Annotated in this window: 1 protein-coding gene (only partly in view); it reads left to right on the top strand. The window is 51.8% G+C overall.

Features of this window, described 5'->3' with window-relative positions; translation table 11 throughout:
* A protein-coding gene (locus tag ACYCSE_RS22370) for a non-ribosomal peptide synthase/polyketide synthase (protein ID WP_459699978.1) crosses the window boundary here: on the top strand, nucleotides 1–25941 show its 5' portion. Its footprint extends 16245 nt past the window's final position; only the first 25941 of its 42186 coding nucleotides appear in the window; its start codon is at nucleotides 1–3; its stop codon lies off the right edge, out of view.

Raw genomic sequence — 25941 nt, forward strand, 5'->3', positions numbered from 1 at the left:
ATGACTCAGCACAATGTTCAATTGTTTGCATTAAGCCAACCACAGCAACGTATTTGGTACACGGAGCTTGTGTATCCCAATCGCAACACGTCCACGATTATTACCACTGTTAAAATCAAGGGAACAGTTCGAATAGATGCATTGCAGCAGGCAATGAACCGGGTGATTGCACAAAACGATTCTTTTCGTATCAAAATCACGGCTCGGGACGGCATCCCCTATCAATATGTGGAGCCGTTTGCTGCTCAAAGCATAGAAACGCTTCAGGTTACCCCGGAGGAAGCTGAGCTATGGGTCAGCCATCATAACGCACAGCCGTTCCCCTTGTTGGATTCGCAGCTGTATCGGTTTGTTATTTTGCGGTTGGGGGCAGAAGACACCTGGTTTAGTTTCAAAATGCACCATATTATTTCGGACGGCGTAACCATGGAGCAGGCCATTAATGAAATTACGGGGCATTATATGAATATTGTGCATGGTACAGGTTCAGATGCGTCGGCTCCAGCGAATTCATATCTCGATTTTATTCAGGTGGAGCAAAGCTATGAGCAATCGGACCGCTATCAAAAGGACAAGATATACTGGACGGAGAAATTTGCCGATTTGCCGGAGGTTACAGGTTTAAAATCATACAATCCACTTACGGTGAGTACGGCTGCACGCCGGGAGAACTATACACTGGAGCACGAATTATATCGTGGTGTCACTGCTTTTTGCGAGGCGAATAACATCAGTATTTTTACATTTTTCCTGGCTGCTCTGTATATTTATTTGCATAAAATGACAGGGGAACAGGATTTAACCGTGGGCACATTGTATGCTAACCGTACGTTGAAGAAGGAAAAAAATACAATGGGCATGTTCGTCAGCACTGTGGCTACACGTCTGCGGGTTGAGCCGGAATCCGAGCTACTCACCTTCCTGCAAGGTGTTGGCAAGGAGCAGGCGTCCATTTTGCGGCATCAGCGTTATCCGTACAACAAAATCATGCAGGATTTGCGTGAACAGCAAAGCGGCACGGATATTCGCCGCCTGTTTGGCGTTACCATTCAATACCGTACACTGAGCTTCTCCCGTTTTGATGAAGCCGTTCAGCAGGTGCATACCGATTTCTGCGGAGATACGGTGAGTGACTTCGATATTGCCATGATAGACATGCTGGATGACGATAAACTTGTATTGCAACTGGATTATCGGACCGAGTTGTTCAGCGAGCAGGAGATCGCCCGAATTATTCGCCAATTCCTGAGTGTGGTAGAGCATATGGTGAAAGGGCCACAGAAGCGGATTCAGGAGTTGTCACTGATGAGTGACGAAGAGCGGGCACAAATTATGGATGTATTTAATGCGACAGCAGTGCCCTATCCACACAATGTGGGGATTCATGAGCTATTCGAGGAACAGGCAGAACGTACACCGGATCAGACAGCGGTTATGTTTGGAAATCAGTGTCTGACCTATCGGGAGCTGAATGAACGGGCGAATTCATTGGCACGAATGCTTCAAGCACAAGGAGTAGGACCTGACAAACTGGTTGGTCTGATGGTGCAGCGCTCATTGAAAATGATCGTAGGTCTGCTGGCCGTTTTAAAAGCAGGTGGTGCATATGTGCCGATCGATCCCGAATTTCCGTCCTCTCGTATTGAATACATGCTGGAAGACAGCAAGGCCGAAGTGCTTCTGACCAGTCGTGATCTGGCAGAAGAACATCATTACATCGCCAATACCATGTTTCTTGAGGATGCAGCATTGTATCAGGGAGAAAGCGGCAACCTAGAGGCGATTGCCCGCCCAGAGCATCTGGCTTACGTCATCTATACCTCTGGTTCGACTGGAAATCCGAAAGGAGTTATGCTCCAGCATCGCTCGGTACTCAACTTTATTACCGGGATGCGTGAAATCATCGACTTTGAAGCGAACAAAACGATTTTGTCACTGACGACCATTTCATTCGATATTTTCGTATTGGAAACCATCCTGCCCCTGTTGAGCGGAATGACTGTTGTGCTTGGCGACCGCCAGCATCAGGTGAACCCTCAGGCGCTTGGTGAGTTGATTGCTCACCATCATATTGATATGTTGCAAATGACACCATCGCGGCTGCAGATGCTGATGGATCATGAATCAGGTTTCCGCGCGCTGCGAGACGTAAAGGAAATTATGGTCGGGGGTGAAGCCCTTCCGTCCAAGCTGCTCGCAGCACTGCAAGAAATAAACGGTCCCCGCATTTATAACATGTACGGACCTACAGAAACGACGGTTTGGTCGACCGTACAGGAACTGACTCATGCTCAAGACATTAATATCGGACGTCCCATCGCGAATACCCAAATCTATATCATGAATGCGAGTGGGGAATTGCAGCCAGTCGGTGTGCCGGGCGAGTTATGTATTGCAGGGGAAGGATTGGCCCGTGGATATTGGAATCGCGAAGAACTGACGGCCGAGAAATTTGTGGATAATCCGTTTGCCGGAGGCAAAGTCGGGTATGAACGTATGTACCGTACAGGCGATTTGGCGAGATGGTCGCTGGACGGCAACATTGAATATTTGGGACGGATGGACCACCAGGTGAAAATCCGGGGCTACCGGATCGAACTGGGCGAGATTGAATCGCAGCTATTGCAGGTGGAATCGGTACGAGAAGCGGTCGTCGTGGCCCATACGGACGAAACGGGTCAAAAACAACTCGTGGCGTACTATGTGGCGAGTCAAGAACTCGGAGCCAGCGAACTGAGAAGTGAGCTGGGGCGGGAGCTACCAAGCTATATGGTGCCGTCGTATTTCATTCAATTGGATCAGATGCCGCTGACACCGAACGGTAAAATTGATCGTAAGTCCTTGCCAGCACCGGAAGGCAGCCTGCAAAGCGGAGCGGATTATGTAGAGCCACGCACTGCAACGGAACGGGCACTCGCAGCCGTCTGGCAGTCAGTCCTGGGCGTGCCAACCGTCGGAATGTTGGACAATTTCTTTGATCTGGGCGGCGATTCGATCAAGGCGATTCAAATCGTATCTCGTGCGTTCCAGGCAGGCTACAAGCTGGACATGAAGGATCTGCTTCGATATCCAACCGTTGCAGCATTGGCACCGCACATGCACGAGGCAAGTCATATAGCAGATCAGGGAGAAGTGAGCGGGGAAACAGCGTTGCTTCCGATCCAGCACGGGTTCTTTGAACAAGAGCAAGTGGATGCGCATCATTTTAATCAGGCGGTTATGCTGCACCGGGAGCAGGGCTTTGACGAAGCTGCTTTGCGTCAGGCGCTTATCAAGCTGACGGAGCACCACGATGCACTGCGGATGGTGTTCAGGAAGACCGAGCAAGGCTTTCAAGCGTGGAACCGCGGAATACAGGAAGGCGAGCTGTATCATCTGGACGTGCTGGACTTTAGGGATTTGACAGATGAAGCCATTCTGAGCGCGACGATTGAGGCGAAAGCAACTGAAATTCAAAACAACATAAACCTGTCCGAAGGACCACTGGTAAATCTGGGTCTGTTCCGTTGCCCGGATGGAGACCATTTGTTGGTAGCGATCCACCATTTGGTGGTCGACGGCGTGTCTTGGCGTATTTTGCTGGAAGATTTGGCAACCGGCTATGAGCAGGCTTTACGGGGCGAATCTGTCCGTTTACCTAACAAAACGGATTCCTTCCGTCTGTGGGCAGACCAGCTATCCGCTTATGCGAACAGCACAGCGTTGAAGAGTGAGCGTGCGTATTGGCAGCAGATTGAGCAAGCAGGGAAGAGTCAGGCATCCTTGCCTAAAGATTACACTCGTAAATCTCAGGCCAAGCCACAGCTTCGCGATGATCGGACACTGACAGTAGCGTGGACTGTCGAAGAAACAGAACAATTTTTGAAGCAGGCACACCAAGCCTACAACACGGAAGCGAACGACCTGTTGCTGACAGCTCTGGGCACCGCAATTCAGGAGTGGGCAGGCATCCGTCAGGTGCTTGTAAATCTGGAGGGTCACGGACGGGAAGCTATTTTGCCGGATGTGGATATTACGCGTACGGTCGGTTGGTTTACCAGCCAATTCCCGGTTGTGCTCGATATGGGCGAGGATCGGAATGTGGGACGGCGTGTCAAGAGCGTCAAGGAAGGGCTGCGTCGTTTGCCGCATAAAGGAATTGGATACGGTATTTTGAGATATCTTTCTGCGCCTAGGGAAGGGGAAGCCGCTTTTGTCGCCGAGCCGGAAATCAGCTTTAACTATCTCGGACAATTCGATCAGGATTTGAAGAATAACGCATTTCGCATGTCTCCTTATTCCATCGGAGCTTCCATTAGTGATACGTTGACCAAGCGGTATGCTCTGGATATCAACGGCATGATCACGGACGGTGCACTGGAACTGACGATCAGCTACAGCAACAAAACGTTCATGAAAAAGTCAATCAAAAAGCTGGCTGATCTGCTGCAGGAGAGCTTGCGTGAGGTATTGGCTCACTGTGTGGAAAAAGAGTTGCCAGAGCTGACGCCAAGCGACTTGTCCTTCCAAGGACTGACGGCTGGAGAGCTGGATCATATTGTAGAGCAGACGGCTGTTGCGGGAGAACTGGAAAATATTTATTCGCTCACACCCATGCAAAAAGGCATCCTGTTCCACGGCTTAATGGAGCCGAAATCCGGGGCGTACTTTGAGCAGGCGACATTTGATCTGCAAGGCAGCTTTCAAGTGGAGGCTTTTGCCGAAAGCTTAAATCAACTGGTGGATCGCCATCAAATATTCAGAACGAATTTTTATAGCGGCTGGAATGAGCAGCCTTTACAGGTGGTGTACCGCCATAAAGCGGCTGGATTCCGTTTTGAAGATGTACGTTCACTGGAGCAAGAGGAACTGGGCGCGTACATTGCTGATTTTGCAAAGCGTGACAAGGTAGAAGGGTTTGACTTTAGCTCAGGCGAGCTGATGCGGGTGTCTATTTTACGTACAGGCGAGGAGTCGTATCGTTTTGTGTGGAGCTTCCACCATATTTTGATGGACGGCTGGTGCTTGTTCCTTGTTGTAGGAGAGGCATTTAATACGTACTTTGCCATCCTCGAAGACCGCAAGCCGGAGCTTGCCCCGGTAACGCCATACAGCGAATATATTGAATGGCTGGAGCGGCAGGACAAAGCAGAGGCTGAACGGTTCTGGAGTGATTATTTTGCTGGTTTCGAGCAGCAGACGGTATTGCCGCAGGCAAAACAGCTGGACGGTCACGCTAAAGAATATGAAGCGGACAAGCTTTCGTTTACACTGGACCGCGAAGTGACCAAGCAGATGAACAAGCTGGTCAAGCAGCAGCAGGTAACGGTCAATACACTGCTGCAAGCGGCGTGGGGCGTTGTGCTGCAACGGTATAACAACAGTCGGGATGTTGTATTTGGCAGTGTCGTATCCGGCAGATCAGCGGATATTCCAGGCATCGATACAATGGTTGGTTTGTTCATTAACACGGTTCCTGTACGGATTCATAGTTCAAAAGATGTAACGTTTGCTGCGTTAATGAAGCAGATACAGGAGCAGGCACTGGCTTCCCGTGCCTATGAAACCTATCCGTTATATGAAATTCAGGCCCTGACAGAGCAAAAACAAGACCTGGTGAACCATATTATGGTGTTTGAAAACTATCCAGTGGAACAGCGTATGGAGCACATGGGCAGCCGTGACACGAACGGTTTTACGATTGCCAATGCTTCAATGTCAGAGCAAACGAACTTTGATTTTAATATTACAGTGGTGCCAGGCGATGAAATGGGTATTCATTTGGAATTCAACGCGCTGGTGTTTGAACGTGCAGCTGTCGAGCAATTCCGTGAGCACTGGCTGCATGTGATAGAAGAAGCAATTCACAAACCGCATGCGCTGGTAGATGAGCTGGAGCTAGTGACTGCTGAGGAAAAAGTGAAGATCATCGACGGCTTTGGATCAGTAGGCGTATCTGCATGGAGTGATGAAAAGCAATCAGAAGGGTTGTTCCACGCCTATGTGGAAGAACAAGCGCAGCTTGTACCGGATCACGTGGCAGTTGTATACGAGGAGCGGCAGCTTACATACCGTGAGCTGAACGAGCGTGGGAACCAACTTGCTCGTAGATTGCGGAATGAAGGCATTGGGCGCGAATCCATTGTTGGTATTTTGAGCGAGCGCTCGGTGGACATGCTGGTCGGCGTATTGGCAGTATGGAAAGCCGGCGGGGCATATGTACCGTTAGATGCGGATTATCCGTCCGAACGTATCCGCTTTATGCTGGAGGACAGCGGCGCGACAGTGCTGCTGACGCAAATCGGCTTGCAGGAGCGCGCGCAGGCATGGCTGGAGGAAAGCCGACAGGCTTTGGCCGGAGGGCAGTCTGAGGGCGAGCTGGAAACGGCGGTTAGCATTGAAACGATGGAAAGAGACAGCCTTAATGAGGGATTAAGCTTGAAATCAGATTCGCCACCTGACAGCGAAGCAGCATCCAAATCCGCAACGAACTTGCGTCTGCACACCGTACTGGCGCTGGACGATGAGTCGCTGTACACCGGGGATGCCACGGATGTGGAACCTATCAATGAGCCGCAGGATCTGGCGTATGTGATCTACACGTCCGGTACAACGGGACGTCCGAAAGGGGTCATGATCGAGCATCACAGTTTGGTAAACACAGCCGCGGCCTACCGTCGGGATTACCGTCTGAACCAGTTTCCGGTATGTTTGCTGCAACTGGCAAGTTTCTCCTTCGACGTATTCGTTGGCGATATCGCGCGGGCGCTCTATAACGGTGGCACGATGGTCATCTGCCCGAAAGACGACCGGATTGACCCAAGCCGTCTGTACGGCTGGATTCACGACTATCAGATTACGGTGTTCGAATCCACACCGGCTTTAATCGTACCATTCATGCAGCATGTGCATGAACAGGGACTGGACATGAGCAGTCTGGAATTGCTGATCACCAGCTCGGATAGCTGCAGCGTGACGGATTATCGGGTGCTGCAAGAACGGTTTGGCGCGGATGTTCGTATTATGAACAGCTACGGCGTCACGGAAGCGGCGATTGATTCCAGCTTCTACGACGAAGAACTGTCGAAGCTGCCAAGTAGCGGCAATGTACCGATTGGTCAGGCGTGGCTGAACGCCCGGTTTTACATCTTGGACAGCCAGTTGAATCCGGTGCCGATCGGCGTACGGGGCGAGCTGTGCATTGGCGGTGCCGGGGTGGCACGAGGCTACCTGAATCGTGCGGGCCTGACGGCCGAGAAGTTCGTGGCCAATCCGTTCGTGCCAGGTGAACGATTGTACCGCACAGGTGACTTGGCGCGGTGGATGCCGGACGGCAATGTGGACTTTATCGGCCGGATGGATTATCAGGTCAAAATCCGGGGCTACCGGATCGAGCTAGGCGAGATTGAAACGGCGATCCAGCGGGTGCCGGGTGTGCGTCAAGCGGTAGTCATCGACCGGACGGATGAGCGTGGACACAAGTACTTGTGCGGATACATTACGGGTGAAGACGAGCTGCGGATCGAGGAAGTACAGGCCAAGCTGGAAGCCGGACTGCCAGCACATATGGTACCTGCACGCTTGATGCGTCTGGAGGCGATCCCCCTGACGAGCAACGGCAAAATCGACCGCAAGGCCTTACCGGAACCAGAAGGCAGCATCCTTACGGGAGTGGCCTATGTGGCACCGCGTACCACGGTAGAACAGGTTTTAGCTTCAGTATGGGCCGGGGTGCTGGGTGTCGAAACGGTAGGCACGCAGGATAACTTCTTTGAACTGGGCGGCGATTCGATTAAAGCGCTGCAAGTATCCTCCCGATTGCTGCAAGCAGGTTATCGACTGGACATGAAGGACCTCTTCAGCAATCCGACGGTAGCGTCACTCAGTCCTTTACTTCGTACAGATGGCAAGATGGCCAGTCAGGAAGAAGTCGTAGGCCAGGTGGAACTGACACCCATTCAGCGGTGGTTCTTCGAGCAGCAGCCGGTAGACCTGCACCACAGCAACCAGGCGATGATGCTGTATCGAGCTGGGCGCTTTGACATAGAAGCGCTGCGCCGTACGATGGAACGTATTGTCCAGCATCATGACGCATTGCGCACTGTATTCCGTGAGACGGAGCAGGGTTATGTCGCTTGGAACCGCAGTGTGGAGGAAGGCGAGCTATACACGCTGGACATTGTAGATTTTAGAGGAATAGAGGACGAATCTGCCGCTGTAGAAGCCAAGGCGAGTGAAATTCAAGCCGGCATTCATTTGAGCGAGGGTCCGCTTGTGAAGCTTGGTCTGTTCCACTGCGCTGAGGGCGATCATTTGCTAATCGTGATTCATCATTTGGTTGTGGACGGCGTATCGTGGCGTATTTTACTGGAGGATTTGGCATCCGGTTATGAGCAGGCCGTTGCAGGTCAAACAGGCACAGCTATTCGACTGCCGCATAAAACAGATTCTTTCCAGGTATGGGCCAAACAGCTGTCAGCCTACGCGAATCGTGCGACGATGGAGCGGGAGCTTGCCTACTGGCAGCATATCGAACAAGCAGAAGCCAGTCTCGCGAAGCCTTTGCCGAAGGATTTTGCAAATGACAATGCTCTGCTGGGAGAAAGTGAGGTTGTGACTGTCCGCTGGACGAAGCAGGAAACCGAGCAGTTGCTCAAACAAGCTCATCGCGCATACAACACGGAAATGAATGACCTGTTGCTGGCTGCGCTCGGCAAAGCCGTGTATGAATGGTCCGGTTCCGAACGGGTGTTGGTTAACCTGGAAGGCCACGGACGGGAAGCCGTTGTACCCGACGTGGATATTACGCGCACGGTCGGCTGGTTTACGAGCCAATTCCCGGTTGTACTGGATGGAAGTCTGGGACAAGGGGGAAATACCGCTCGTCTGATCAAACGGATTAAGGAAGGGCTGCGTCATATTCCGCAAAAAGGTATCGGTTATGGTATTTTGCGATACCTGTCAGATATGAATGTGCTGGAAAAAGCAGGCGTACAGTTACAGGCGCAGCCTGAGATCAGTTTTAACTATCTGGGCCAATTCGATCAGGACTATAAAGGCAACGATCTACAGCCTTCCTCCTATTCCATTGGTGTGCCTGTTAGCACGAACGCGGCTATGGATTTTGCACTAGATATCAATGGATTAATCGAGGATGGGGAGCTGATGTTCACTATTCGCTACGGCACAACGCAGTTCCGTCATGAAACGATTGCACGGCTGGGAGAGCTGCTAGCATCCGGCTTGCGTGAAGTCATTCATCATTGTGTAGCCCAAGAGAGAACGGTGTTGACCCCAAGTGATGTCTTGTTAAAACATGTAACGCTGGACGAGCTGGAGCAATTGGTGAAAGATACACAAGATATGGGTGAACTAGAAAATGTGTATGCTTTGACACCGATGCAAAAAGGTATGCTCTTCTTCAGTCTAATGGATGAGAGTTCGGCAGCTTATTTTGAGCAGGCCACCTTTGAATTGAATGGACGGTTTGATGTGGTTACTTTCAGCAAAAGCTTTGATCTGCTCGTACAGCGTCATGAGGCATTGCGGACGAACTTTATCAACTCCTGGAAGGATGAGCCTGTACAGGTCGTTTTCCGCAATCGCAGCGGAGAGTTGTACTATGAAGACCTGCGCGGACTGGAAAAAGAAGAACGAGTAGCGCGTGTTGAGGCTTTTACCCTTGCCGATAAAGCGAAAGGATTCAATCTCGCAGAGGATGCGCTCATTCGTATTTCGATCCTGCAAACCGGGGATGAAACGTACCACTTTGTTTGGAGCTTCCATCATATTTTGATGGATGGCTGGTGCTTGTCCTTTATGACACAGGAGGTATTCGGCAGCTATCTGGCACTGCGCGCGGGTCATAAGCCCGTACTGGAGCCTGTTACGCCGTTCAGTCGATTTATTGAATGGCTGGAACGTCAGGACCGTGAAGCGGCCCTGCAGTACTGGAGCAGATATCTGGAAGATTATGAGCAGCAAATTACGCTCCCGCAGCAAAAAATACAGCCTAAATCGATGCACACCGGGGAATATGTTGCTGAAGATCTGGATTGCGAATTCCAGCCAGAGCTGGTTGCCCAGATCGAACAAGTAGCGAAGCAAAATCAGGTGACGATCAATACGCTGATTCAGACGGTATGGGGCGTCTTGTTGCAAAAATATAATAACAGTTCGGATGTTGTGTTCGGCAGCGTTGTGTCCGGTCGCCCAGGGGATATTCCAGGTGTGGAGCACATGATTGGGCTATTCATTAACACGATTCCAGTGCGCGTGCAGTCTGAACAAGGTGAAACCTTTGTCGAGCTGATGAAACGAACACAGCAGCAGGCGCTGGCTTCCAATGCCTACGATGCGTTCCCGCTGTATGAAATTCAAGCACTGACCGAGCAGAAGCAGGATTTAATCAATCATATTATGATATTTGAAAATTATCCGGTGGAGCAGCAGGTAGAGCAGTTGGGCAGTGATGGACAGGATAAATTTACGATTTCGAACGTGGTGTCTACAGAGGAAACCAACTATGATCTGAACGTCGTCGTTATGCCGGGTGAAGGCATCAAGATTCGTTTTATGTATAACACGCTCAGCTTTGATCAAGCAGGTATTGAGCGTCTGTATGGGCATTTTGCACGCCTGCTGGAGCAAATTTCGCTCAATCCGCATGTTCGTGTTGAAGAACTGGAACTACTCACAGCAGCGGAAAAACAACAGATTACAGCGGCATTTAATGATACCGCTTGTGCTTTTCCGTCTCATCAGACGATCCATCAGCTGTTCGAGGAGCAGGTAGAATATACGCCAGATCAGGTGGCATTGGTGTTTGGACATCAGAGTCTGACTTATCGGGAACTGAATGAACGGGCGAATTCATTGGCACGAATGCTTCAAGCACAAGGAGTAGGACCTGACAAGCTGGTCGGTCTGATGGTACAGCGTTCCGTGGAAATGATCGTAGGTCTGCTGGCTGTTCTCAAAGCAGGTGGTGCTTATGTGCCGATTGATCCCGAATTTCCGTCCTCTCGTATTGCATACATGCTGGAAGATAGCGAGGCCGCAGTGCTTCTGACCAGTCGTGATCTGTTGGAAGAGCATCATTGCCATGCCAATACCCTATTTCTTGAGGATGCAGCCTTGTATCAGGGAGAGAGCGGCAACCTGGAGACGATTGCCCGCCCAGAGCATTTGGCTTATGTCATCTATACGTCGGGTTCGACTGGAAATCCGAAAGGAGTTATGCTCCAGCATCGCTCGGTCCTCAACTTTATTACCGGAATGCGCGAAGTCATTGACTTTGAAGCGAGCCAAACCATTTTGTCACTGACGACTATTTCATTCGATATTTTCGTCTTGGAAACCATCTTGCCCCTATTGGGTGGAATGACGGTGGTGCTTGGCGACAGCCAGCATCAGGTGAATCCGCAGGCGCTGGGTGAATTGATTACTCAACATTCGATTGAGATGTTGCAAATGACCCCATCCCGGTTACAAATGCTGCTGGGTCATGAAGCAGGTTCCCGCGCGCTGCAAAGCGTGAAGGCCATTATGGTCGGGGGCGAAGCCCTTCCGTCCAAGCTGCTCGCAGCACTGCAAGAAATAAACGGTCCTGGCATTTATAACATGTACGGACCTACAGAAACGACGGTGTGGTCGACCGTACAGGAACTGACTCATGCTCAAGACATTAATATCGGACGTCCTATTGCGAATACCCAAATCTATATCATGAATGCGAATGGAGAATTGCAGCCCGTCGGCGTACCGGGTGAGTTATGTATTGCAGGGGAAGGATTGGCCCGTGGGTATTGGAAACGTGAAGAACTGACGGCCGAGAAATTTGTGAGTAATCCGTTTGCTGATGACAAGTCAGACCATGAGCGGATGTATCGTACAGGCGATTTGGCAAGATGGATGCCGGACGGCAACATTGAATATTTGGGTCGGATGGACCATCAGGTGAAAATCAGAGGTTACCGGATCGAACTGGGCGAGATCGAATCGCAGCTGCTGCAGGTGGAGTCGGTACAAGAAGCGGTCATTATGGCACGCACGGACGAAACGGGCCAAACACAGCTCGTGGCGTACTACGTGGCGAGTCAAGAGCTTGGAGTGGGTGAACTGAGACAGGAGCTGGGACAAGAGCTACCAAGCTATATGGTGCCGTCGTATTTCATCTGGTTGGAGCAGATGCCGCTGACACCGAATGGTAAAATCGACCGCAAGTCCCTGCCAGCACCAGAAGGCAGTCTGCAAAGCGGTGCGGATTATGCAGCGCCACGCACTGTAACAGAACGAGCACTCGTAGCGATCTGGCAGTCCGTCCTGGGCGTGCCAACCGTCGGTATTTTAGACAATTTCTTTGACCTGGGCGGCGATTCGATCAAGGCGATTCAAATCGTGTCTCGTGCGTTCCAGGCAGGCTACAAGCTGGACATGAAGGATTTGCTCCGCTATCCCATCGTCGCAACGCTGGCACCGCATATGCACGAGGTCAGTCGTATGGCAGATCAGGGAGAAGTGAGCGGAGAAACGGCGTTGCTTCCGATCCAGCATGAGTTCTTTGCGCAGGCCCAAGTGGATGCGCATCACTTTAATCAGGCCGTTATCCTGCACCGGGAGCAGGGCTTTGACGAAGCTGCTCTGCGTCAGGCGCTTATCAAACTGACAGAGCATCATGATGCTCTGCGGATGGTGTTCAGCAAGACCGAGCAAGGCTATAAAGCATGGAACCGCGGAATACAGGAAGGCGAGCTGTATCATCTGGACGTGCTGGACTTTAGGGATTTGACGGATGAAGCCATGCTCAGCGCGGTAATTGAGGCGAAAGCCAGTGAAATCCAAAGCAGTATTCAGCTGCATGAAGGGCCGTTGTTGAAGGCGGGCTTGTTCCACTGTGCAGATGGAGATCATCTCCTGATGGTGATTCACCATTTGGTCGTGGACGGGGTATCCTGGCGTATCTTGTTTGAGGATTTGGCTACTGCCTATGAACAGGCTGTTCATCAGGAAGTGCTTCAGCTGCCGGACAAAACGGATTCATTCCGTTCCTGGTCACAAAAACTTTCCACCTATGCGAATAGCGCAGCCATGGACAGTGAACACGCCTATTGGGAGCAATGGAACGCAGCCGCTTGGGCTGACCAAGTACGTTTGCCTGAGGATCAAGCGCAGGCTGAGCCCTTTACCTTGGCTGACACGGATACAGTGGTCGTCCAGCTTACGGAGGAAGAGACATCAAAATTATTGAAGCAAGCACACCGCGCATATAACACGGAAGTGAACGATCTGCTTCTGACTGCTTTGGGCATGATGCTGTACACGTGGACGGGTCATGAACGCAGTCTGATTAATTTAGAGGGACACGGACGTGAGAACATTTTGCCGGGTACGGACCTTTCTCGTACGGTAGGCTGGTTTACGAGTCCATATCCAGTATTGCTGGACATCGGTCGCAATCACGCTTGGTCGGAACGCATCAAACAGGTCAAAGAGAGCCTGCGCCTTATTCCGCATAAAGGAATGGGCTACGGAATCTGGAGATATTTGAGTGAATCCGGCCAAGTCGCTAGTCAGCAAGCAGGTGTGCTGAACCTTGGTCAATATCAAGCTTTTGCCGAGCCACAAGTAAGCTTTAACTATCTCGGACAGCTGGATCAGGACTTGCAAAACAGCGATATGCGTAGGTCTCCTTACTCGATTGGATCAGTCGTTAGTGACCGGACGAAGATGAAATATGCTCTCGATGTGAGCGGAATCGTAACGAACGGCATTCTGGAACTCGACATTCGGTATAACGGCAAAGCCTTCCGTAAGGACACCGTCCACATGCTAGCCAATCTGCTGAAATCCAATCTGCTTGAGATGATTGAGCATTGTGTCACACGGGAGCGGACTGAATTGACTCCAAGTGATGTATTGCTAAAAGGTCTGACCCTGGAGCAATTAGATACGATTATCGAGCAGACCAAGACGGTTGGGGAATTGGAAAATGTGTATCCCTTGACCCCTATGCAAAAGGGTATGCTGTTCCATAGTTTGATGAATGCAGAAACAGGCGTGTATTTTGAACAGGCGACCTTTGATCTGGAGGGGTACTTTGAACCGTCCCTATTCGAGGAAAGTCTGAAGCTGCTGGTTAGCCGACATGCTATATTACGGACGAATTTCTACAGCGGCTGGTATGGTCAACCGTTGCAGATTGTCTATCGTCATAAAAATCCGAGCTTCCGTTATGAGGATGTCAGAGGGCGCGAACACGCTGTAGCTGAATTTGTGGCCCAGGATAAAGCTCGAGGCTTTGATCTAAGCAAGGATGCGCTCATGCGCGTAGCCGTCTTCCGCACGGGTGAAAGCTCATACCGTTTTGTATGGAGCTTCCATCATATTGTGATGGACGGATGGTGCCTGTCACTAATGACGGACGAAGTGTTTGGTGCATATGTTGCCCTGCTGGAGCACAAGCAGCCAGAGCTGGCACCTGTCAACCCGTATAGTGACTATATCGAATGGTTGGAACAACAGGATGCACAGGAAGCGACCCGTTATTGGAGTGACTATTTGGCAGGTTTTGAGCAGCAAACCTTGTTGCCTGGTGAAAACGCACAAGCTTCTGTCGTCGCACGCAATGAAGAATCAGACGGAAGCGGTGCGGGTTCCCATTCCGGCTATGTTTCGGAAAAGCTGCCCTTTAGGCTGGGTAAAGAACGGACTGCGGCATTAAACCAAATGGCCAAGCAACAACATGTCACGATTAACACATTGCTGCAAAGCGTTTGGGGCGTTATTTTACAGCAATACAATAATAATCAGGATGTTGTGTTTGGTGGTGTGGTATCCGGTCGTCCGGCAGACCTTCCAGGCGTGGAGAACATGATCGGATTGTTTATCAACACGATTCCAGTACGCATTGGCAGTGCACCGGATGCTACATTTGCTGAAGTATTGCAGCGCACCCAGGAACAGGCTTTGGCCTCCAGTGTCTATGATACGTTCCCGTTGTACGATATCCAGGCACTGACTGAACAAAAACAAGACCTGATTCATCACATTATGGTCTTTGAAAACTACCCGATCGGGCAACAGATGAAGCAGATGGGCGGTTCCGGCGAGACAAAGGCACAAACAGGCTTCTCGATTGCCAATGTGGCACTTGCCGAGCAAACCAACTACGATTTTAACCTGATTGTCGTGCCTGACGAGGATATCTCTATCCTGCTTGAATACAATGCGCTCGTGTATAGCCGGTCTGCCATGGAGCGTATCCAGGGCCATATCGACCATGTCATCGGACAAATTGTGGACAATCCGCATATCCGTGTGAATGAGCTGGAATTGGTGACACCGGAAGAACAGGCACAGCTCGTTCAGGTCTGGGGGGATACGGCGGCAGCCTATCCGCAGGATCAAACGCTAAGTGCACTGTTCGAGCAGCAGGCAGCGAAAACACCGGATCAGGTGGCAGTGTTGTGCGGATCGGAATCGTTGACCTACGCGGAGTTGAATGAGCGCGCGAACCGTTTAGCTCGGACGCTGCGTGCGGAAGGTGTTGAACCGGATCAGCCCGTGGGCATTTTGGTTCAGCGTTCGCTGGACATGATCGTAGGCATTTATGCGATCCTCAAAGCAGGCGGAGCCTACGTACCCATCGATCCAGAATATCCGGCGGATCGCATCCGCTTTATGCTGGAGGACTCGGGAGCGAAGCTGGTGCTGACGCAGTCGCATCTGGCCGAGCAAGCATCGCTGAGTTTCAACGGCCAGGTGCTGGTGTTGGATCGTCATGAGCAGGATGGCAAGGAAATATACCACGAAGATGGCTCGAATCTGGAGCCATTGGCCGGACCGCACCATGTAGCCTATGTCATCTATACCTCTGGCTCCACCGGGAAACCGAAGGGCGTGATGGTGGAGCACCATTCCGTGCTGAACCGGATTTTGTGGATGCATGATCGATACGGCTTGAGTGCGGAAGATACGATCCTGCAAAAGACCGCCTTCACGTTCGACGTATCGGTGTGGGAGCTGTTCTGGTGGTCGCTGGTCGGCTCGAAGGTGAGCTTGTTGCCCGTGGGCGGGGAAAAGAACCCGGAAGACATCGTCGACACGATTGCCCGCGATGGCGTGAGCACGATGCACTTTGTACCTGCCATGCTGCATGCGTTCCTGGAACATGTGGAGCAGCAGCCACGAGAAGTGATGCAAGCGAAGCTGGGCACGCTGCGCCATGTCTTTGCCAGTGGTGAAGCGTTGCCACCACAGCATGTGGCCCGGTTCCAGCGGCTTGTGTCGAGCCTGGCCGGAGCGAAGCTGATCAACCTGTATGGACCAACCGAAGCGACGGTGGACGTATCGTACTTCGATTGCGAGCCTAATGAAATCTATTCGGTCATTCCAATCGGAAAACCGATCCAAAATATTCGTCTGTACATCGTGAAGGAAGGTACGGAGCAATTGCAGCCGATCGGGGTTGCAGGAGAACTGTGCATCGGCGGTGTCGGGGTAGCCCGCGGTTATCTGAACCGTCCAGAGCTGACGGCCGAGAAATTTGTGAAAGACCCGTTTGCTGGCGGGGCAGCAGGCTATGAACGGATGTACCGCACAGGCGATTTGGCGAGATGGATGCCGGACGGCAACATTGAATATCTGGGCCGGATCGACCATCAGGTGAAAATCCGGGGGTACCGGATTGAGCTGGGCGAGGTCGAATCGCAGCTGCTCCAAGTGGAATCGGTACGAGAAGCGGTCGTCGTGGCTCGTGTAGACGAAACGGGCCAAAAACAAATGGTGGCCTACTATGTCGCCGGACAAGAGCTCGGCGCCAGCGAGCTGAGAAGTGAACTGGGCCGGGAGCTGCCAAGCTACATGGTACCATCGTACTTTGTACAGCTGGAGCAGATGCCGCTGAGTCCAAATGGCAAAATTGACCGCAAAGCCCTGCCAGCACCGGCAGGCAGCCTGCAGACCGGAACGGATTATGCAGAGCCGCGTACCGCGCAAGAACGCGCTCTGGTAGCGGTCTGGCAGTCGGTACTGGGACTACAGACTGTCGGTATTTTGGACAACTTCTTTGATCTGGGCGGCGATTCGATCAAGGCGATCCAAATCGCATCGCGTGCGTTCCAGGCCGGCTATAAGCTGGACATGAAGGATTTGTTCCAGTATCCAACGGTTGCAGCACTGGCACCGCATATGCATGAGGTCAGTCGTATGGCAGATCAAGGAGAAGTAAGCGGGGAAACCGCTTTGCTTCCGATCCAGCATTGGTTCTTTGCGCAGGAGCGCGAGCGTCCGCAGCACTTTAATCAGGCAGTTATGCTCTATCGTGCCGAGGGCTTTGATGAGACGGCGGTTTGCCAAGTCATGGATCATATTGTGAAGCATCATGATGCGCTTCGTACGGTTTTCCGTCAGGCTTCAGCCGGTTACGAGGCTTGGACACGCGGCGTAGATGAAGGCGCGTTGTATACGCTGGAAACCGTGGACTACCGTGAACAAGCATCCTATGCGGAAGCGCTGGAAGCGAAGGCAAATGAAATTCAAAGCAGCATCCACCTGTCCGAAGGACCTCTGGTCAAGCTGGGATTGTTCCGCACAGCCGAGGGCGATCATTTGCTCATAGCCATTCACCATTTGGTGGTGGACGGGGTGTCGTGGCGAATTCTGTTTGAAGATTTCTCGACAGGCTACGAGCAGGCGATCAAGGGCGAGCCTGTACGATTGCCCTTTAAAACGGATTCCTTCCAAACATGGGCACGGGAGTTGTCGTCTTACGCCAACCGTCCAGAGGCTGCATCGGATGAAGCCTACTGGCAGCAGCTGGAACAGGCCAAAGCGAAAGCGGCACCGCTGCCTAAGGATTTCGCCTACGAGGGCTCCTTGAATGCAGACAGCGAAGTGCTGACGGTGGAGTGGACCGAGGCTGAAACGGAGCAACTGCTAAAGCAGGCCCATCGCGCCTATAACACCGAGGTCAATGATTTGCTGTTGACCGCGTTAGGATTGGCGATGCACAACTGGACAGGCGCCGGACAGGTGCTGGTGAATCTGGAGGGACATGGCCGGGAAGCAATCCTGCCAGAGGTGGATATTACACGTACAGTAGGCTGGTTTACGAGCTTGTATCCGGTGCTGCTGGAAATGGGCAAGGGAATGACACTGGCACAGCACATCAAAGAAACGAAGGAAGGTCTGCGCCGCATTCCACATAAAGGGCTGACCTATGGCACATGGCGCTACTTATCTCCTGCGTCTGCATCAGGTGAAGCGCATGCGATTGGAGCAGAACCGGAAATCAGCTTTAACTACTTGGGGCAGGTCGATCAGGATATGCAAAACAGTGGAATCACATGGTCATCCTATAGTGCAGGGGAGACAGAGGATGCACATTCACGGCTGCAATATACGCTGGATTTGAACGCGATGATCTCGGAAGGCACGCTGCGCTTGACGATTGCTTACAGCCGTAAGCAGTATCGCCAAGAAACGCTGGAACGTGTGGCGGGATTACTGCAATCCGCTTTGCAAGAGGTGATTGCGCACTGTGTCGCTCAGGAACAGCCAGAGCTGACGCCGAGTGATGTGTCCTTCAAAGGTCTGACGACTAGAGAACTGGAACAAATTGCGGAACAGGCGGCACATACCGATGAGCTGGAAAATGTATACGCGCTGACGCCGATGCAAAAGGGCATGCTCTTTTACAATCTGATGGATTCGCAATCGGGAGCTTATTTTGAACAGGCCTCCTTTGATCTGCGAGGACATTTTAATATTGATGCGTTTGCGGCAAGTTTGGATGTTTTAATGCAGCGGCATACGGTACTGCGCACGAACTTCTACAGCGGCTGGAAAGATGAACCACTTCAGGTTGTGTATCGGAATAAGCGCAGCGAACTGTATGTAGAGGATTTGCGGGATATGGAGCAAGAGCGGCAAAACGAGTACATCCTCGAATATACGCGCAAAGACAAGCAAAGAGGCTTTGATCTGGCGCAAGATGCTTTGATGCGTGTGGCCGTTTTGCGCACAGGTGAGGATGCGTACCGTTTTGTATGGAGCTTCCATCATATCGTGATGGACGGCTGGTGCTTGTCGCTGGTGACAGGCGAAGTGTTTGCGAGTTATTTTGCGATACTGGCTCATAAGCAGCCTGAACTGGCCCCTGTAACGCCGTACAGTCAATATATCGAATGGATGGAACAGCAGGATCGTCAGGCCGCATCAAGTTACTGGAGCAAGGTTCTGGAAGGATATGAGGAACAGTCCCGCCTGCCACAGGCTAAAATGCAGGGCAAAACGGAATATCAGGCGGAGCGTCTGGATTTTGACTTGGGCGCGGATCTAACGGCAGGCATTCAGCGCGTAGCCAAGCGTTATCAGGTAACGATCAATACGTTGATGCAGACCGTTTGGGGCCTGTTGCTGCAAAAGTATAATGGCACAGATGATGTAGTGTTTGGCAGCGTGGTATCTGGACGTCCGGCAGACATTCCGAATGTGGAGCACATCATTGGTCTGTTTATCAATACCATTCCTGTGCGTATCCGCAGTCAAGTGGACAGCTTATTCTCAGACGTGATGAAGCAAACCCAAGAGCAATCGATTGCTTCCCATGCCTATGATACGTATCCGTTGTATGAAATTCAGGGGCTGTCGGAGCTTAAGCAGGATTTGATCAATCATATTCTTATTTTTGAGAACTATCCGGTAGAGGAACAATTGGAGCAATTAGGCAACGGTGATGAGTCCAGCTTCAGCATCACCGGAGCCGAGTCTGTCGAGCAGACCAACTATGACTTTAACCTGGTGGTACTGCCAGGGAACACCATTCATATGAGTTTTGGGTATAATGCACTGGCCTTTGAACGGGAAAGTGTAGAGCAAATTCGAGGTCATCTGGTACAGCTGCTGGAACAGGTGACAGCGAAGCCGGACATTCGGGTGCATGAACTGGATATGGTTACGGTGCAGGAGCGTAAGCAGATCGTTGAGGTCTGGGGCAATACAGCGGCAGTCTATCCAAGTAAGCAAACGATTCACGGCTTGTTCGAAATGCAAACTGCGCGGACGCCGGAGCAGACAGCATTGTTCTTCGAAGGAGAGCAATTAACCTATCGCGAGCTGAATGCACGCGCCAATCGTTTGGCTCGTACCTTGCGTAGTCAAGGCGTGACGAAAGATCGTCTGGTGGGTCTGATGACTGAGCGTTCGGTGGACATGATCGTAGGTATCTTCGGGATTTTAAAAGCCGGGGGTGCATATGTCCCCATCGATCCGACCTATCCAGAGGAGCGTATCCGCTACATGCTGGACGACTCGGGTGCGAAGCTGCTGTTGACGCAAAGCCATCTGGTGGACAAAGCAGCTATCGACGGTCACGTGCTGGTGTTGGATGGGGAGCAAACGGTGTACCACGAGGATGGTTCCAATCTGGAGCCGTGGTCCGGTCCGAACGATCTAGCCTATGTGATCTATACGTCGGGTACAACCGGGCAGCCGAAGGGCGTGATGCTGGAGCACCACGGGCTGTGCAATCTGAAAACGTATTTTGATCAGACGCTCAAGATCCGTACGTCGGATCATGCGTTGCTGTTCGCCAGCTATTCGTTTGATGCGGCATGCTGGGAAATCTTCCAGGCGCTGTTCTGCGGAGCCACGTTGTATGTGCCAACGTCAGAGACGATTTTGAACTACGAACGGTTTGAGCAATATATGGCGGATCATCACATCACGGTGGCCGCTTTGCCGCCGACCTATGCGGTCTATCTGGAGCCGGGACGGATGCCAAACCTGCGTATTTTGTTTACGGCGGGTTCAGCATCTTCAACCGAGCTGGTATACAAGTGGAAGGATCAAGTGGCGTACTACAACGGATACGGTCCCACCGAAAACTCGGTGGCGACGTCCATCTGGCCGGTATCCGAGGATGAGAGAGCCGGACAACTGATTTCCATCGGACGCCCTGTGCCGAACCATCGGGTATACATGCTGGATGTGCATGGACATTTGGCTCCGGTAGGCGTAGCGGGTGAACTGTGCGTGTCCGGTCCGGGTCTGGCCCGGGGTTATCTGGATCGCCCAGAGCTGACGGCTGAGAAATTTGTACCGAACCCGTTTGCGGCTGGGGAAGCCGGCTATGAACGAATGTACCGTACGGGTGACTTGGCGAGATGGATGCCAGACGGCAACATCGAATATTTGGGCCGGATCGACCATCAGGTGAAAATCCGGGGCTATCGGATCGAGCTGGGCGAGGTCGAGGCACAAATTTTGAAGGTGGAGGACGTACAAGAGGTCATCGTACTGGCACAAGCGGACGAACAGGGGCAAAACCAACTGGTGGCGTACTATGTTGCTGAACGGGAAGTAAGCGCGGGTGAGCTGCGCAGCTTACTGGGCGAGGAGCTACCAAACTACATGGTGCCTTCGTATTTCATCCAGCTGGAGCAGATGCCACTGACACCGAACGGTAAAATCGACCGCAAGGCCCTGCCGGCACCAGAAGGCAGCCTGCAAAGCGGAGCGGATTATGCAGAGCCGCGCACAGCGCTGGAGCAGACGTTAGTGTCCATTTGGCAGGCTGTATTAGGAGCGAAGAGAGTCGGAATTCTGGATAATTTCTTTGATCTGGGCGGCGATTCGATCAAAGCGATCCAGGTATCCTCCCGTTTGCTGCAAGCGGGCTACAAGCTGGACATGAAGGATTTGTTCCAATATCCTTCCATCTCGCTGCTGAGCGGTCATGTTCACAAGGTCAGCCGCACAGCCGATCAGCGGGTGGTTTCGGGGGCAGTTAAATTGACCCCAATACAGCAATGGTTCTTTGGACAATCCTCAGCAGAGCCGCATTATTTCAATCAGTCAGTGATGCTGTATAGAGCACAAGGCTTCGATATAGACGCATTGCATCAAACGGTGGCCAAGGTAACGGAGCATCATGATGCTTTGCGTATGATCTTCCGTCAGACCGAACAGGGCTATGAAGCGTGGAATCGCGGTTTGAACGAAGGCGAGCTGTATCGTCTGGACGTTGTTGATCTGACGGATGTGCAGAACATTACAGATGTTGCAGCAGCCATTGAAACGAAAGCCAATGCCATCCAAAGTTCCATTCGTCTGGACGAAGGACCGTTGGTGAAGCTGGGACTTTTCCGCTGCATGGATGGAGATCATTTACTGATTGCCATTCACCATTTGGTCATAGACGGGATTTCGTGGCGGATTGTGTTTGAGGATTTTGCCACGGGATATGAGCAGGCCGTGCGGGGAGAAGCGATTCGCCTGCCTTATAAAACGGACGCTTTCTCTGCTTGGGCAGAGCGCTTATCACAATATGCGAATAGTCCGGCGATCGACAACGAACGTGAATATTGGCAGCATCTCGCTCAAATGGAAGTCGCATCGTTGCCTAAGGATCAAGAGAGAGCGGAAGGACAACATTCTCTAATCAGAGACACTGCGACGGTAAGCGTGGCTTGGAGCGAACAGGAAACACGGCTGCTGCTGCAGGAAGCACACCTTGCGTACCACACCGAGGTCAATGATCTGCTGTTAACCGCACTCGGCACAGCGTTATATAACTGGAGCGGACAGGAGCGCGTGCTGGTCAATCTGGAGGGACATGGCCGGGAAGCCATTGTTCCAGATATCGACATTACCCGTACCGTGGGCTGGTTTACGAGTCAGTATCCGGTGCTGCTGGATGTGGACGGAAAGGCAGCAGTCGGGCAGCGAATCAAGCGGGTGAAGGAAGATCTGCGTCATGTGCCGCATAAGGGCATTGGCTACGGCATTTTGAACTATATGTCTCAGCATGATGCCCATCCTTCCTGGACCCTGCAGCCCGAAATTAGCTTTAACTATTTAGGACAATTTGATCAGGACTTGGAAAATGGGGATATCACGCTGTCTTCACATCCAGGTGGAGAGCCGATGAGTGACCATACCGTTCTGGAGCATCCTTTGAATGTGAACGGAATGATTACAGCGGGCGCGCTGACACTGGAAATTCGCTATGACAGTAAGGTATATCATCAGCAAAATGTAGAAAAATTTGCGCAGTTGCTGCAGGAAAGCTTGCAGGAAGTGATCGCTCATTGTGCCTTCAAAGAGCGGAGTGAGCTAACACCAAGCGATGTATTGTTCAAAGGCTTGTCACTGGAACAACTGGAACAGTTGACGGAGCAAACTTCTTCTGTAGGCGAGCTGGAAAATGTGTATGCTCTTTCGCCTATGCAGAAGGGGATGCTGTTCCATAATCTGATGGAGCCGGAGTCAGGTGCCTACTTCCAGCAAGCGTCGTTTAATCAAAAAGGCAGCTTTGATGTTGAAATTTTCCGCAAGAGTCTGGATGTACTGACACAGCGTCATGAAGCGCTGCGGACGAATTTCCATATGTTTGAGACAGAACACAGTCAGGAGCCATTGCAGATCGTATTCCGTCACAAAGATAGCGATCTTGCTTTCCAGGATATACGCGGCATGCAGGAAGCAGAACAACAGGCGTATATCCAGGCGTTTAAGCAAGAGGACCAGGCTAGGGGCTTTAATCTCGGTACGGATGCACTCATGCGCGTACAGGTATTGCAGACCCATGAAGAAACGTATCATTTGGTATGGAGCTTCCATCATATTGTCATGGATGGCTGGTGCTTATCGCTTGTTACGGGTGAAGTGTTTGATACGTACTTTGCGCTACTGGAGCAGAAGCAACCGGAGCTTGCTCCTATCACACCATATGGCCAATATATCGAATGGCTGGGGCGTCAGGATGAGCGTGCAGCAAAAGAATATTGGAGCAGCTATTTGGCCGGCTTTGAACAGCAGACGTTGTTACCTGGATCGGATGCTTTATCGAAAGATCAAGCGGCAGATAGCAGGGATCATACGGTATCCACTACAGCAAGCGACACCAGCAAATATATCTCTGAAAAAATAACGGTAGATCTGGACCCAACGTGGAGCAAAGCCATACACCGGATTGCAAAGCAGCAGCAGGTCACGATTAATACGCTGATGCAGAGCGTGTGGGGCCTTATTTTGCAGAAATATAACAACAACGAGGATGTTATTTTCGGTAGTGTCGTATCTGGACGTCCGACGGATATTGCTGGCGTAGAGCATATGATTGGTTTGTTCATTAATACGATCCCGGTGCGGATTCAAAGTGAACGGAATGCCACTTTTGTGGAAGTGATGCGGAAAACGCAGGAACAGGCACTGGCCTCGGGAGCCTATGACAGCTTCCCGCTGTATGAAATTCAGGCGCTGACGGAGCAGAAGCAGAACTTGATTAACCACATTATGGTATTTGAGAATTATCCGGTAGAGGAGCAAGTTGAGCAGCTGGGTGAAGTTCGTCCGTCCGCTTTTGAAATTACGAATGTAGAGGTTGTCGAGCAAACGAATTATGATCTGGACTTGATTGTGATGCCAGACGAAACCTTCCGCATCATGTTCAGATATAACGCCAATGTATACGATCGGATCACGATAGAGCGTATGCAGGGACATGTACTGCATGTTATCGAGCAAATTATCGACAATCCACATATCTGTGTGAATGAGCTGGAATTGGTGACACCAGAAGAACAGACACAAATCGTTCAGGTCTGGGGGGATACGGCGGCAGCCTATCCGCAGGATCAAACGCTAAGTGCACTGTTCGAGCAGCAGGCCACGAAAACACCGGATCAGGTGGCAGTGTTGTGCGGAGTGGAATCGTTGACCTACGCGGAGTTGAATGAGCGCGCGAACCGTTTGGCTCGAACGTTGCGTGCCGCAGGTGTTGAACCGGATCAGCCTGTAGGCATTCTGGTCCACCGTTCGCTGGACATGATCGTAGGCATTTATGCGATCCTCAAAGCAGGCGGAGCCTACGTGCCCATTGATCCGGAATATCCGGCGGACCGTATCCGCTTTATGCTGGAGGACTCGGGAGCGAAGCTGGTGCTGACGCAATCGCATTTGGCGGAGCAAGCCTCACGGAGTTTCGACGGCCAGGTGCTGGTGCTGGATCGTCATGAGCAGGATGGCCAAGACATTTACCACAAAGACGGTTCGAATCTGGAGCCATTGGCCGGACCGCACCATGTAGCCTATGTCATCTATACCTCTGGCTCCACCGGGAAACCGAAGGGCGTGATGGTGGAGCACCATTCCGTGCTGAACCGGATTTTGTGGATGCATGATCGATACGGTTTGAGTGCGGAAGATACGGTTCTGCAAAAGACCGCCTTCACGTTCGACGTGTCGGTGTGGGAGCTGTTCTGGTGGTCGCTGGTCGGCTCGAAGGTGAGCTTGCTGTCCGTTGGCGGGGAAAAGAACCCGGAAGACATCGTCGACACGATTGCCCGCGATGGCGTGAGCACAATGCACTTTGTACCTGCCATGCTGCATGCGTTCCTGGAGTATGTGGAGCAGCAGCCACGAGAAGTGATGCAAGCGAAACTAGGCACGCTGCGCCATGTCTTTGCCAGTGGCGAAGCGTTGCCGCCACAGCATGTGGCCCGGTTCCAACGGCTGGTGTCGAGCCTGTCCGGAGCGAAACTGGTCAACCTGTATGGACCAACCGAAGCGACGGTGGACGTATCGTACTTCGATTGCGAGCCGGATGAGGAATATGCGGTCATTCCAATCGGGAAACCGATTCAGAATATTCGTCTGTACATCGTGAAGGAAGGCACGGAGCAATTGCAGCCGATCGGGGTTGCAGGAGAACTGTGCATCGGCGGTGTAGGTGTAGCCCGCGGCTATCTGAACCGTCCAGAGCTGACGGCCGAGAAATTCGTAGCCGACCCGTTTGCTGGCGGGGAAGCAGGCTATGAACGGATGTACCGCACAGGCGATTTGGCGAGATGGATGCCGGACGGCAACATTGAATATTTGGGCCGGATCGACCATCAAGTGAAAATCCGCGGGTACCGAATTGAGCTGGGCGAGGTCGAATCGCAGCTGCTCCAAGTG

This window comes from Paenibacillus sp. SEL1 (genome assembly GCF_054602535.1).